This window comes from Neobacillus sp. S1227, from assembly GCF_055385255.1.
On sequence record NZ_AP038276.1, the window covers coordinates 4659551 to 4672340 of the forward strand.

Annotated in this window: 16 protein-coding genes and 1 riboswitch; of the genes, 8 read left to right on the forward strand and 8 right to left on the reverse strand. The window is 39.4% G+C overall.

Going from position 1 to position 12790, the window contains the following annotated elements; all coding sequences use genetic code 11:
- Nucleotides 1-212: 212 nt before the first annotated feature.
- Nucleotides 213-346, reverse strand: a riboswitch (SAM riboswitch).
- A gap of 260 nt (nt 347-606) precedes the next feature.
- The gene (pckA, locus tag ACZ5AE_RS23390) at nt 607-2193 is read left to right on the forward strand and encodes a phosphoenolpyruvate carboxykinase (ATP) (RefSeq protein WP_464566917.1); all 1587 of its coding nucleotides are present in this window, start codon (nt 607-609) and stop codon (nt 2191-2193) included.
- Nucleotides 2194-2240: 47 nt separating this feature from the next.
- Here pckA and ACZ5AE_RS23395 read toward each other — a convergent pair whose 3' ends face one another.
- The 4 genes from ACZ5AE_RS23395 to ACZ5AE_RS23410 form a co-directional block, all read right to left on the reverse strand.
- Entirely contained in the window at nt 2241-3197 is a 957-nt protein-coding gene (locus ACZ5AE_RS23395; RefSeq protein WP_464566918.1) for a hypothetical protein, read from the reverse strand.
- The gene (locus ACZ5AE_RS23400; protein ID WP_464566919.1) at nt 3178-3702 is read right to left on the reverse strand and encodes an RNA polymerase sigma factor; all 525 of its coding nucleotides are present in this window, start codon (nt 3700-3702) and stop codon (nt 3178-3180) included. The genes ACZ5AE_RS23395 and ACZ5AE_RS23400 overlap by 20 nt, the downstream gene beginning before the upstream one ends.
- A gap of 104 nt (nt 3703-3806) precedes the next feature.
- Nucleotides 3807-4049: a DUF2584 domain-containing protein gene (locus ACZ5AE_RS23405; protein WP_464566920.1), complete on the reverse strand. Its 243-nt coding sequence runs from the start codon at nt 4047-4049 to the stop codon at nt 3807-3809.
- Between the two features lie 35 nt (nt 4050-4084).
- Entirely contained in the window at nt 4085-4879 is a 795-nt protein-coding gene (locus ACZ5AE_RS23410) for an alpha/beta hydrolase family protein (protein ID WP_464566921.1), read from the reverse strand.
- Between the two features lie 1046 nt (nt 4880-5925).
- Between ACZ5AE_RS23410 and ACZ5AE_RS23415 the strand changes: the two genes are divergently transcribed.
- The 3 genes from ACZ5AE_RS23415 to ACZ5AE_RS23425 are packed head-to-tail and all read left to right on the forward strand — an operon-like array spanning nt 5926 to nt 8528.
- Nucleotides 5926-6942, forward strand: coding sequence for an ABC transporter substrate-binding protein (locus ACZ5AE_RS23415; protein ID WP_464566922.1), 1017 nt, complete (start codon nt 5926-5928; stop codon nt 6940-6942).
- Between the two features lie 22 nt (nt 6943-6964).
- Nucleotides 6965-7741, forward strand: coding sequence for an ABC transporter ATP-binding protein (locus tag ACZ5AE_RS23420; RefSeq protein WP_464566923.1), 777 nt, complete (start codon nt 6965-6967; stop codon nt 7739-7741).
- Nucleotides 7722-8528 (forward strand): ABC transporter permease, encoded by an 807-nt coding sequence (locus ACZ5AE_RS23425; protein WP_464566924.1) that lies wholly within the window; start codon nt 7722-7724, stop codon nt 8526-8528. The genes ACZ5AE_RS23420 and ACZ5AE_RS23425 overlap by 20 nt, the downstream gene beginning before the upstream one ends.
- A gap of 22 nt (nt 8529-8550) precedes the next feature.
- Here the strand turns inward: ACZ5AE_RS23425 and ytkD are convergent, their stop codons facing one another.
- Nucleotides 8551-9030: an RNA deprotection pyrophosphohydrolase gene (gene ytkD / locus ACZ5AE_RS23430; RefSeq protein ID WP_464566925.1), complete on the reverse strand. Its 480-nt coding sequence runs from the start codon at nt 9028-9030 to the stop codon at nt 8551-8553.
- Nucleotides 9031-9110: 80 nt separating this feature from the next.
- Nucleotides 9111-9431, reverse strand: a complete 321-nt coding sequence (locus ACZ5AE_RS23435; RefSeq protein WP_464566926.1) for a hydrolase — start codon at nt 9429-9431, stop codon at nt 9111-9113.
- Nucleotides 9432-9654: 223 nt separating this feature from the next.
- On the opposite strand from ACZ5AE_RS23435, the gene ACZ5AE_RS23440 reads away from it, so the two are divergent.
- Together ACZ5AE_RS23440 and ytzI are read left to right on the forward strand one after the other, a co-directional pair.
- Nucleotides 9655-9912: a DUF6154 family protein gene (locus tag ACZ5AE_RS23440; RefSeq protein ID WP_464566927.1), complete on the forward strand. Its 258-nt coding sequence runs from the start codon at nt 9655-9657 to the stop codon at nt 9910-9912.
- Between the two features lie 108 nt (nt 9913-10020).
- Nucleotides 10021-10188, forward strand: coding sequence for a YtzI protein (ytzI, locus tag ACZ5AE_RS23445; protein ID WP_464566928.1), 168 nt, complete (start codon nt 10021-10023; stop codon nt 10186-10188).
- 38 nt (nt 10189-10226) lie between these two features.
- On the opposite strand, the gene ACZ5AE_RS23450 is transcribed toward ytzI, so the two are convergent.
- Complete coding sequence (locus tag ACZ5AE_RS23450; RefSeq protein ID WP_464566929.1) at nt 10227-10700, reverse strand: S-ribosylhomocysteine lyase; 474 nt, start codon at nt 10698-10700, stop codon at nt 10227-10229.
- Between the two features lie 140 nt (nt 10701-10840).
- On the opposite strand from ACZ5AE_RS23450, the gene yidD reads away from it, so the two are divergent.
- Nucleotides 10841-11080, forward strand: a complete 240-nt coding sequence (gene yidD / locus ACZ5AE_RS23455) for a membrane protein insertion efficiency factor YidD (RefSeq protein WP_464566930.1) — start codon at nt 10841-10843, stop codon at nt 11078-11080.
- Here yidD and ACZ5AE_RS23460 read toward each other — a convergent pair.
- Nucleotides 11077-11649, reverse strand: a complete 573-nt coding sequence (locus ACZ5AE_RS23460; protein WP_464566931.1) for a beta-class carbonic anhydrase — start codon at nt 11647-11649, stop codon at nt 11077-11079. The two genes, yidD and ACZ5AE_RS23460, sit on opposite strands and share 4 nt — an antisense overlap.
- 196 nt (nt 11650-11845) lie before the next feature.
- On the opposite strand from ACZ5AE_RS23460, the gene ACZ5AE_RS23465 reads away from it, so the two are divergent.
- Nucleotides 11846-12778, forward strand: coding sequence for a metal ABC transporter solute-binding protein, Zn/Mn family (locus tag ACZ5AE_RS23465; RefSeq protein ID WP_464566932.1), 933 nt, complete (start codon nt 11846-11848; stop codon nt 12776-12778).
- The last annotated feature ends 12 nt before the right edge of the window (nt 12779-12790 follow it).

Genomic DNA, 12790 nt, shown 5'->3' on the forward strand with positions numbered 1-12790 from the left:
CACCCTTTCAAAAATAACCTCCATTTTGATACGGAACTCATCCCTAATAGTATGAAATAAAAATCAGGTTTTTATGAAATACTACCGAAAAAACCCAAACGAAATTCTTTAGAAGATTAGTAAAGCGATTCAAACAGCACGTGCATTTGCCGAATACACAAAAAAACCTTTCCATGAGGAAAGGTTGAATGCAAACATTTGCGTGCCTTTCACTCTTATCGTTCAAGGACTAGCCTTGCATCAGGTTTAGCACCTTTGCCCGAAAAATGACTTAAAATAGGCATTTTCCTAGTTGCAGGTTGCTGGGTTTCATAGGGCCTGTCCCTCCACCAGCTCGGGATAAGAGAGTATCCGTTCAAGGTTAAATCATACCCCAGTTACTTTAAGAATGTCAATGTATTTTTTAGCAACATTAACCAAAAAATACAGTGGAGTATGATACAAAATATGCCTAAACTGTTTTTTTCATGACTTTTTAATCACCTTTAGAATAAGTTATAAAATACAGCATAATTTCATTAATTAGTATAGACTATTATTTTAAATGTGTTATACTATTCATTATTAAAATACCAAAATAAAAACAAAAAAAGGAAGGTTCATTAAATGAATTCTGTTCATATCCCAAATGAATTAAAGGAATTACTTAATGAAAGTAATGTCCAAGTCCAATTATCAGTGCCGCAGCTAGTTGAAAAAATCCTCTGCAGAAATGAAGGGACACTTACTTCCACCGGTGCGGTTCGTGTTTCAACAGGAAAATATACCGGGCGGTCACCAGGGGATAAATTCACTGTTTTAGAAGAGTCAACTAAAGATAAAATTGCGTGGGGTTCTTTAAATCAGCCAATCTCACAAGAGACTTTCGATAATCTTTATAATAAGGTATTAGAATACTTAAAACAGCAGGAAGAAGTTTTTGTATTTAAAGGCTTTGCTGGAGCTGATAAGAAATCACAACTTCCGATTCAAGTCATAAATGAATTTGCTTGGCATAATCTATTTGCCCACCAGTTGTTCATTCGGCCTTCGGAAGATGAACTTCTGACTCACAAAGCTGAATTTACAGTGATTTCAGCCCCTAATTTCAAAGCTGACCCTGCAGTCGACGGTACGAATTCTGAAACCTTCATTATTATATCATTTGAACGCCGCGTAGTTCTAATTGGAGGTACTGAATATGCGGGAGAAATGAAAAAATCGATTTTCTCAGTCATGAATTATTTACTGCCTGAAAACAATATTTTCTCCATGCACTGTTCAGCAAACGTTGGCGTTGAAGGAGATGTTGCCTTATTCTTTGGTTTATCAGGAACCGGAAAAACAACTCTTTCCGCTGACCCAAACCGACGTCTAATTGGTGATGATGAGCACGGCTGGTCATCTAACGGTGTCTTTAATATTGAAGGCGGCTGCTATGCAAAATGTATTAATCTTTCACGTGAAAAGGAACCGCAGATTTTTGATGCCATTCACTTTGGAACCGTTCTTGAAAATGTTGTAATCAACCAGGAATCAAGAATTCCGGATTACGATGATGGAACTTTAACAGAAAACACTCGGGCCGCATACCCAATGGAAGCAATTGATAATATTGTCCAGCCTAGCATTGCCGGCCACCCGAATACTATTGTGTTTTTAACTGCAGATGCATTTGGTGTTCTTCCGCCAATCTCGAAATTAACTAGGGAACAAGCAATGTACCATTTCTTAAGCGGATTTACATCAAAGCTTGCTGGCACAGAGCGAGGCATTACTTCACCGCAAGCAACCTTCTCAACCTGTTTCGGAGCACCATTCCTGCCGCTGCCGGCTACACGCTATGCCGAAATGCTAGGGGAAAAGATCCTTGAACATAATGTTAATGTGTTCTTGGTTAATACAGGCTGGACTGGCGGTGAATACGGCGTCGGTAAACGTATGAAACTTTCATATACAAGAGCAATGGTGCAGGCAGCCCTTGAAGGCGAACTAAATCACGTAGAAACCGTTAAGGATACATTCTTTGGCCTAAATATCCCGCTCCATATTGCGGGAGTCCCTGATGAAGTGCTTCAGCCAATTAAAACATGGGCGGATCCTAAGGCCTATGAAATGAAGGCAAAAGAATTAGCAAGGCAATTCCATGAGAATTTTAAAAAGTTTGCTAACGTTGCTGCAGAAATTGAAGAAAAAGGCGGACCAATCGTTTAAATATTTGAGGAAAAAGAGGCTGAACCGAAATTGGTCAGCCTCTTTCTTTATTTTCCATCGGTTGGTTTTCTCACTTCTACAGCCTGTGAGTGCTGAAGGACGGTAAATCGATACTTGCCGCTTTTTTTGATGGTGAACCCGCCGCCATACTCCGTTATATGCTTTCCGTGCGTAGTTGTATAATCGGAAACCTTCTTAAAAGTAAATGACGTTGGCTCAGCAGTTTCTAGTTGGAATACCTCGAATTGTATTTCATCGGGAAGATTGTTGCCTTCCACTTCTATAATCTCGTTCTCATAAAAGCCGGCGTAAAGGTCCTCAGCAGAAATCATCAGTGTTGAATTGCCAATCGTGATATATGGCTCTTTAACGTAAATGGAAAATTCGCCGACCATTCTTTCTCCAATCCTAAATTGAAGATTCCATACACCAGCAAAAGGAAATTGTTCAAAACTTGTCAGGGCATGAGCATCAGCGCCATTTATTCCTCCAGACACTTGAGTAGTCGCCAAGTGTTCTATCACCCCTGTTTTTACATGGACCGCATCCACATTCAAAGGTTTATTGGAAAAATTGCTATATTTTCCCCATAAAAAAATCATCATCTTGGCTACTGAACGTTTATCTTTTGCGACCCAGTTCTGAGGCGCAAGCAAACTCACCTTGTTCGGAATGCCAAAATTACTTTCCACATAAATTGCTTGTCCATTTTCATCCTTGAGCGCAAAATAATCACCCTCTTGGGCTTTGGATATAATGGAACTGCCGCTGCGGGGATTCTTTTCCTCTGCCGTATGTGTAAAATAAAAAAGCGGCGTGATAAGAGCAAGTACCAGCACTGCCGCCAAAGCACCCAGCCTTGGGAAGTTGAACTTCTTTTTGGTCCTGATTGTGCCTGCCTCGCCAATCCTTTTTAACATGTCCGTTCTTTGTTTCGTCGAAAGCTCATGCTTCGTAAAATCGCTCATCATTTTCAACAGCTCTTTATCCGATAAATTGCTCAAAATATTCTCCCTCCTTTAAGTGCTCATTTAGTTTTTTCACGGCTCGAAAAAAGGTAACATTCACTTTATTGTCCGACCAGCCCAGAACTTGGCCAGTTTCCTGAGATGTAAGTTCAGCAATGCCCTTAAGCAAAATAACATCCCGATAATTTGGCCTTAATTCATTAATCGCTTCATATAAACGGGCATACTCTTGCTTTTTTAAAATTCTCTCTTCCATTTGCAGCTCTTGTTGATCAGAAGATTCTTGATTTAATCGTTCCTTCAGCTTTTGCCAAACTGATTTTTTTCGATATAAATCTATCGCTGTATTTCTTGCTATGGATATTAACCAGGTTTTGGGATTTGCTTCATTTTTAAACCGGGAAAAGGCTTGAAGTGCACGAAGAAACGTTTCTTGTACCAAATCCTCAACATCTGTCGTTCCGGTATAGTAAACAAGATAATTGGTGACATCCCTCTCATATTGAATAAACCATTTCTCTATTTGTTGAATCCCTTCCAACCTTAGCCCCCCTCTCTATTTGATTATCTATAAATAAGACGCCAATGGTTGGTAAATCTTACACTTTTTCCAAAAGAAAAAAGCAGGTGTTAAAAACCTGCTTGTTAGTTTGTAGAATTTAAGGATATTAGTTGATATGTTAGCGTGGTGCTGCTGTTTTCCCATTCGACTTTTTTTATTAATGCTGTACCGTTTGAGTTTGAGTCCAGTGTTTTTCTTACATCGACAGGGATTTCAATCGGATATAATCTGTATCCTTCTTTTACAAGGACAAACAGATTCTCTCCAATCCTTTTTTCATTCCCTTTTGTGACGATTAATGTATTTAATTCAAGAGGCATACCCATAACATATCCGCTCCTCTGCTATTTATATCTTTATATTACCATTTTTTGTTTTGCATTTTCATCCACTTCGTCAAATCTTCCACTACTTTTCGGTTAATTGCCGGCGGAAAATAATGTGTAAAGTGATCAAAATACCAACATTCGACTGGTTTGTCCTGGGCTCTAAGTCTTCTTTCGAGACGGTAGGCATGTTCGACAGATACATTATGGTCGTTTACCCCATGTATGATCAGGACGGGGGCAGCCAGCCTTTCAAGCTCGAATAAAGGGGTTCTTTCTCGATATCGGTCTGGGAATTTCTCCGGAGTCCCGCCGATGACCCGTTTCATCATCCTTCGTAAATCTTGCCGCTCATAGTAGGTTAAGGTCATATCACTAACACCGCCCCAGGTGACTAAAGATGCGGCATCTGGGAATTCAATCCCCGTCAAAAGCGCCATTACACCTCCTCGCGAAAAACCAAAAATATGTATTTGTTTCACTTGGGGCAATGATTTTAACAATTGATAAGCTGAGTAAGCATCTTCCCGGTCCGCTCCTGCAAAATCTTCATTTCCTTCCCCGCCTTGGTTTCCACGATAGTAAGGAGCGAAAACGATAAAACCTTCTTGAGCAAACTGGGCAATCCTTGCCGGCCGAACTTTTCCGACGCTCTTGATTCCTCCCCGCAAATAAAGAAAACCGTCATGTACCTGTTCATTTATGGGTTCTGCCAGCATCCCCTTTACTTTTAGTCCGTTTGAAAGATAAGTGACTTCGCTTATCTCTACATTAGGGTTTGGCGATGGAAAGCGTTTAATATCGATTATTTTACTGTTGAATGGGTTCATATGTGTATAATCCTTTTTTATAATAAGAGTACTTTTTTCACCCTGGTTTAACTGTCTAATAGTCAAAGTTTATGCGTTTTATCTGACTCAGTCAGGAGTTAACTACCGAAATTCGATTTACCTTTACCGTTCGGGCGTTATAAACTTTTTATAACTACCCAATCTCGATTTACCTTTACCGTTCGGGCGTTATAAACCTTTTATAACTACCCAGTCTCGATTTACCTTTACCGTTCGGGTGTTATGAACCTTTCATAACTACCGAAACTCAATTTACCTTTACCGTTCGAGCGTTATAAACCTTTCATAACTACCCAACTCTCGATTTACCTTCATTGTTCGGGCGTTATAAACCTTTTATAACTACCGAAACTCAATTTACCTTTACCGTTCGAGTGTTATAAACCTTTCATAACTACCCAATCTCGATTTACCTTTACCGTTCGGGCGTTATAGACCCTCTCATAACTACCGAAACTCGATTTACCTTTACCGTTCAGGCGTTATGAACCTTTCATAACTACCGAAATTCGATCTTTACCGTTCGGGCGTTATAGACCCTTTCATAACTACCGAAATTCGATTTACCTTTATCGTTCGGGCGTTATAAACCTTTTATAACTACCCAATCTCGATTTACCTTTACCGTTCGGGTGTTATGAACCTTTTATAACTACCCAATCTCGATTTACCGTTACCGTTCGGGCGTTATAAACCTTTCATAACTACCCAATCTCGATTTACCTTCATTGTTCTGGCGTTATAGACCCTTTCATAACTACCGAAATTCGATTTACCCTTATCCTTTGGGCGTTATAAACCTTTCATAACTACCCAATCTCGATTTACCTTTACTGTCCAGGTGTTTTAAACATTTTATAACTACAAGAGCCTAGTTTCCCTAACTCGTTCGGGCAATATACCGGAACCACTACCTGATTAAAGTCCTAATCATTTAATAAAAAATTCCGGAACTGGGCATTCACACATTTTTTTCTTTTTCATACGATATTCTAGGCAAGCAGCCCAGATAAGGAGGTTATTTTATGAAAAAATGGTCAAAAGTCAGTTTCTCCTTTCTCCTCATTAGTATACTTATGTTTTCCCTAATCGCTTGTAATAAAGATACCGCTAAGGAACCGAAGAAACTGGAAAAAGTCCGTATTGCAGAAGTTACCAGGTCAATCTTTTATGCTCCTCAATATGTTGCTTTATCAAAGGGATTCTTCAAGGATGAAGGTCTTGATGTCACATTAACGACAACACCTGGCGGTGACAAGACAATGACTGCCCTCATCTCGGGCGGCGCGGATGTGGCTCTGGTCGGCTCGGAAACCTCAATTTACGTATATGCTCAAGGGGCAAACGATCCGGTCATCAATTTTGCGCAGCTCACCCAGACTGATGGCACCTTCCTTGTTTCAAGAGAAAAAATTGACAATTTCTCATGGGATCAATTAAAAGGTACGACCTTCCTTGGCCAGCGTAAAGGCGGCATGCCGCAAATGGTTGGCGAATTTGTATTAAAGAAGCATGGAATTGACCCGCATAATGATTTAAACCTAATCCAAAATATTGACTTCGCAAACATCGCCAATGCTTTTGCCTCCGGAAGTGGAGAATTTGTTCAATTATTTGAACCAACTGCCAGCATTTTTGAAAAAGAAGGTAAAGGTTATATTGTTGCCTCCTTCGGAAAGGAATCAGGGCATGTTCCGTATACAACTTTCATGGCTAAACAGAGCTATATGAAAGATAACAGGGACGTTATCGAAAAATTCACAAGAGCAGTCTATAAGGCTCAACAATGGGTCGATTCCCATAGTGCCGAAGAAATTGCCAAAGCGGTTGAATCCTTCTTTCCTGATACCGATCCTGAAATCATGAAAACTGTTGTCGATCGTTATAAGAGTCAGGGGTCTTTTGCCACAAATCCAATTCTTGATGAGGAAGAATGGAATAATCTGCAAAACATTATGAAGGAAGCCGGGGAGCTTCCAAAAGAAGTAAAACATGACACGCTGGTCAATACAGAGATTGCCGAAAAAGTCATGAAAAAATAACTCCGAAAGGGAGGCCGGAACATTGAGCTTCTTAAAGGTTCAAAATATACAACACACGTATTTTACCAAAGACTCTAGAACCACGGCCCTCTCCGATATTTCGCTTACGGTAGAGGAGGGAGAATTTGTCTCCATCCTCGGCCCTAGCGGCTGTGGAAAGACGACTCTGCTCTCCATAATTTCAAGCTTGATTAAACCAACTCAGGGGACAGTTTTGCTAGAAAACAAGCCGGTATCAACCACAAATAACGATATTGGCTACATGCTTCAACAAGATTATCTGTTTCCTTGGAAAACAATCGAAGAAAATATCCTTTTAGGCCTTAAATTATCAAAACAGCTGACAGAAAAAAACAAGTCAGCTGCCTTAAGCCTGCTTCAGCAAATGGGCTTGGGCGATGTTGAAAAACAATTGCCAAAACAACTGTCCGGCGGCATGAGGCAGCGAGTTGCCCTTGTAAGGACGCTTGCAACTGAGCCCAAGCTTTTGATGCTTGATGAGCCTTTTTCCGCACTCGATTATCAAACGAAGCTTAAGCTTGAAGATCTTGTTTCACAAACATTGGATAAATTTGGAAAGACAGCCATTTTGGTCACACATGATATCGGGGAAGCTATTGCCATGAGTGATCGTGTTTACTTACTGTCATCTCGCCCAGGAAGAATTCACAAAACGTTTGAAATGCCTGAAGAACTGAAAACATTATCTCCATTTAATGCCAGAAACCATGAAGCATATCAAAGTTTATTTCAAACCATATGGAAGGAGTTGGAGTCTCTTGAACAAGGAAACGGATAAGGTTAAACTCCTCCATAAAAATTATATTCGCTCATTAAAGGTTGAAAAAAGGTGGGTGCGGTTTTACCAGGCCATTATTTTTCTGGTCTTTTTCTCAAGCTGGGAGCTTTTCAGCGCAAAACAATGGATTGACCCTCTCATTTTTAGCTCCCCATCGAAAATTTGGAGTCTGTTTATAAATAAATTACAGGATGGATCACTATTAACAAATTTGGGTGTGACTCTAACTGAAACAGTATTTGGTTTTGTCTTGGGAACCTTTCTAGGTGTGCTGCTGGCAGCAATCCTATGGTGGTCACCGATGATTTCCAAAATCCTTGACCCCTATCTTGTTATCCTTAATGCGATGCCAAAAGTGGCGCTAGGCCCTGTTTTGATCGTTGCTTTGAGCCCGGGGTACCCGTCTATCATTGCGATGGGTGCAATTATTTCTGTCATTATCACAACCATCGTTGTATATACAGCCTTTAAAGAGGTAGATCCCAATTATTTAAAGGTGTTGCAAACCTTTGGAGCGAGCAGATTTCAATGCTTTAAGGAAGCCATTATTCCCGCCAGTTTTCCAACCATCATTTCTACCTTAAAGGTCAATGTGGGACTCTCATGGGTTGGTGTCATTGTAGGGGAATTTCTCGTTTCCTCTAAAGGGCTTGGCTATATGATTATTTACGGTTTCCAGGTCTTTAATTTCACCCTTGTCTTTTTATCACTATTGGTTATCGCTGTGTTCGCCACGATTATGTATCAGCTTGTTGATTTTCTTGAAAAAAAACTTATCAAAGAATAGGGGATTGCATGAGGGCATTCCTCTATTCTTTTTCGTTTCTATATGCCTCAACCAATTTCAGGCATTCCTCTACAACACGGTCCTTCATGATAAAGCTGTATTCCTCACCATACCGTTTTTTAAGGAGGTCTCCTTTGATCCTGACAGGTCCGTTTGTCTCGTGATAGCAGCCTGTCTCCTCCATCCTTTTGACTTTTCCCCAAAATACAGCTTTAACAAATGAACCATTTTCGTCATACACCTTATACTCGGCCAGATACATTAAATCCGAAAAAAATATGCCTGCTTCTTCATATGCCTCACGTTTTGCCGCTTCCTCCAAAGTTTCCCCCGGTTCCCTTTTGCCACCTGGAAATTCGAGTCCTCTTTTTTTATGGTTTGTTAAAATCCACTCGTCACCGAACTGACTTATGACAAGAACATGTTTTACTTCATCGGAAAAGGCATCTTTGTTAAAAGCCATTTCCACGGTATTTCCATGATCATCTAAAAATCGAATCATACCTTTTCCCCGCTTTATTTTTAATTTAAGTATAAATGAAAAAAGGAAAATCCTAAAGGCAGGGATTTTCCTTTCTTTGTTTATGAGTTAGGTAAGATATTCATGCTTTCAATATGCTTTTTTGCTTCCTCGTCACCGAGCTTATGAATCATTCCGTAAATTTGCTGCATAGTGTTGTCATAATCATCATTCTCACGGTCATAATGATATTGAACATATGGTGTATGTGCTCGAAAAAAGTTTTTCCACTCTGTCGAATAATTTTGATCGAATAACTCACGCAGCTGAGTGATTTCCTCATCATTCGCTTGAATTTGAAAGTTCCAAGTAGACGAAGTGGCACTTTGTGAAATCTGACCTGTTCCAATATCTATATAATAGGTTTTCTTCTGTTCACTCATGATTTCATCCCCTTTTAATCTTTAGTAATCCACAAAAATAAAAAATTTATTCTATTACAAAATTCGATTTATTTTTTGTAAATGAATACGGTATAATACTCGTAATAAAAATGACAGAGTTTTCTGCTAATTCAAGCAATCGGAAATATGGATTTTTTTTGTTTTGAATGGGAATGGATTAAGTAAGAAGAAAATTTTTAAATGCACATAGGAGGTGCTGGAAATGAAACTTGTCGATGAATTGTATGAAATGTACCGGAACAAACTGACCGGCGATGAAGAGGACATTGATATGCTTGCCTTTGCTTTCTTAGAAGAAATGTCACACGAGGACTTGATAGCTTTAATTCATGACATGGATAAGCAGGAATTATATGATTTGATGGGGCTTTACCTCATTGAAAGCCTAAAGGGGAAGTTTGCTCAAGAGCAATATGGCCAACAGCGGACTCATACTTACTATCCTCGAAATATTCACTGATATCTACATAATGACGAAAAGGAAGCTGAATTCATCAGTTTCCTTTTTATTTACAGCTAAAAAACCAAAAAACATGTTACAATAGAGGGGAAAAAGGGGGAGAAATCATTGTCTATTGTGATGATCGTATCAATCATTATTGTTTTTGTCGTTCTTTTCTTAGCAGTCATTACCACATCAAAAGCTTATACCTATAAGCATACGGTTGACCCGTTGGAAAACAATCCAAATCTAAATAATGTCAATGAAAAAGATGATGAGCCAAAAAAAGTATAAAAAAATTCCTATTCTTGCCGAATAGGAATTTTTTCCTTTTATGCAAATATCTGCTTTAATTCTTCCTTGTCCTGCTCAAGCCAGTAGCGCATTAGACGCTTTGCCCCTTCTAGAGTATGCATCTTTGCCTGGCCGCACTGCCTTTCATTTCCCGCAGGAACATCGGTAAGTTCCAAAGCATCCTTCATGGTATCCTCAAGAAGGTCAATGACTTCCTCCACTGTCGGCTCACCGCTGACGACTAGATAAAAACCCGTTTGACAGCCCATAGGCGAAATATCAATAATATCAAAATGGTCATACTTCTCTGCATGCTTGCGAATAGTGTAGGCAAGCATGTGCTCAAGACTATGAATAGCATCCGGCTTCATCGCCTGTTTATTTGGCTGGCAAAAGCGGATATCATATTTATTAACTACACCGTCGGAACCTACCTTATGCACACCACAGTGTCTGACATAAGGAGCTTTCACGGCATTATGATCTAAATCAAAGCTCTCAACTGAAGGCATCCCAATCATCTCCTCTAGAAATCTATACTCTATCATACTATAAATTCCGTTTTTTTTCTGCAACGTATTAATTACCAATTTAGACGTTTTATTGGATTTGTGTTATCTTGAAGGAAATTATATTAAAGGAGCAGCATTATATGTTAAAGAAATTATCAATCGCCCTTATCAGGTTTTATCAAATAGCCATTTCACCTTTAAAACCGCCTTCCTGCCGCTTTTATCCCACCTGCTCTCATTATGGGCTTGAGGCTGTTCAGCGTTTCGGGGCCATTAAAGGCGGATATCTGGCAATTAAAAGAATTTTGAAATGCCATCCCTTTCATCCGGGTGGAGTCGATCCGGTTCCTGAAAAATGGCAGGATCGCAAAAATCATTAATCCTGATTACCGTCAACCACTAGGTCGAGCTTTCCTGTCCTTGGATCAATAACGAGTCCGTGAACAGGTACACCCTTCGGCATAAGCGGATGCTTTTTGATCATCTCGACGCTATATTTTACACTCTCGGTTACATTATCAAAGCCATGCAGCCATTGATTAAAATCAACTCCAGAATAGGCTAGTGTATCAAGGGTTTCCTGACTGACACCCCGCTCCTTCATCTCTGCCACGACTGGTTCTGCTTTCAATCCGCTCATCCCGCAATCATGATGCGCAATCACAAAAACCTCTTTTGCCTGGAGTTGATAAAGGGCAATTAAAATGCTCCGCATTATACTTCCAAACGGATGGGTCACAATCGCCCCGGCATTTTTAATCAGTTTTACATCCCCATTCCCTAAATTCAAGGCCTTTGGCAATAGTTCCAGAAGCCTGGTATCCATACAAGTTAGGATTACTGCTTTTTTATTCGGATATTTAGTTGTCTCATACTTTTCATACTCGCGTTCTTCCACAAATTTTTTATTGAAGGCAAGAATATCATTTAATAATGATGAATTTTCCATTTATTCACTCTCCTTAATGCTTCTCTTTTTTAAGGATACATAAAATTCATCCGAATATACAATTTTTTCACTTGCATAAAATGCAAATTTTTTGTAAGATACATAAGTAAATCGGAATTGTTACGTATTAGATTCATAATATTTAAAATTTTTTCGTTGTTAAATCGGAATAAATACGATTTAAAAAGGAGCTTTTATGAAAAAACTAATTTTTTTTCTTTCTTTTCTGTTGCCGTTAAGCTTGGTTTTATCTGCATGTGGAAATAATACCGAACAAACTACAAAAAAGAAAAATCAATTGACGATATATACGACCGTTTTTCCACTGCAATATTTTACGGAACGGATTGGCGGAAAATATGTAAAAGTGGCTACAATCTACCCACCAGGCGCTGATGAACATACCTTTGAGCCTTCGCAAAAGGATATGATGAATTTGGCTGATTCAGACTTATTTTTCTATATCGGTCTTGGGCTTGAGGGTTTTGTAGAAAAAGCCAAAGACACCTTAAAAGATGAGAATGTTACCATAGTACCTGCTGCGGAAGGGCTGGAACTGCCAAAAGACCATTCATCTGATGAGGAAGATCAGGAAGATCATGCCGGCGTTAATCCTCACGTCTGGCTTGACCCTGTTTATTCGAAGGAAATGGCAGCGGTAATCAACCACCAATTAGCGAAAAAGCTCCCACAGCAAAAGGCTTACTTTGATGAAAATTACCAAAAGCTTGCTGACGAGTTGGACGAATTAAATGCAAATTTCACTAATACGATTTCTCAGGCGAAGCACAAAAAAATCATTGTCACCCATGCGGCCTTCAGCTATTGGGAAACCCGCTATGGAATTGAACAGATCAGCATTTCTGGCCTATCCACAACCAACGAACCAAGCCAAAAGGAATTAGAGAAAATCATTTCCATGGCTGACCATGAAGGCCTGCACTATATGCTGTTTGAACAAAATGTTAAATCCAAGCTTGGCAAGGTCGTGCAAAAAGAAATTGGTGCACGTGCGCTGCCAATTCATAATTTGGCGATTTTGACAAAGAACGACATTACAAATAAGGAAACTTACTTTACATTAATGAATAAAAACTTAAAAACATTGGAAACAGCTTTAAATAATTAATTGAAACAATTT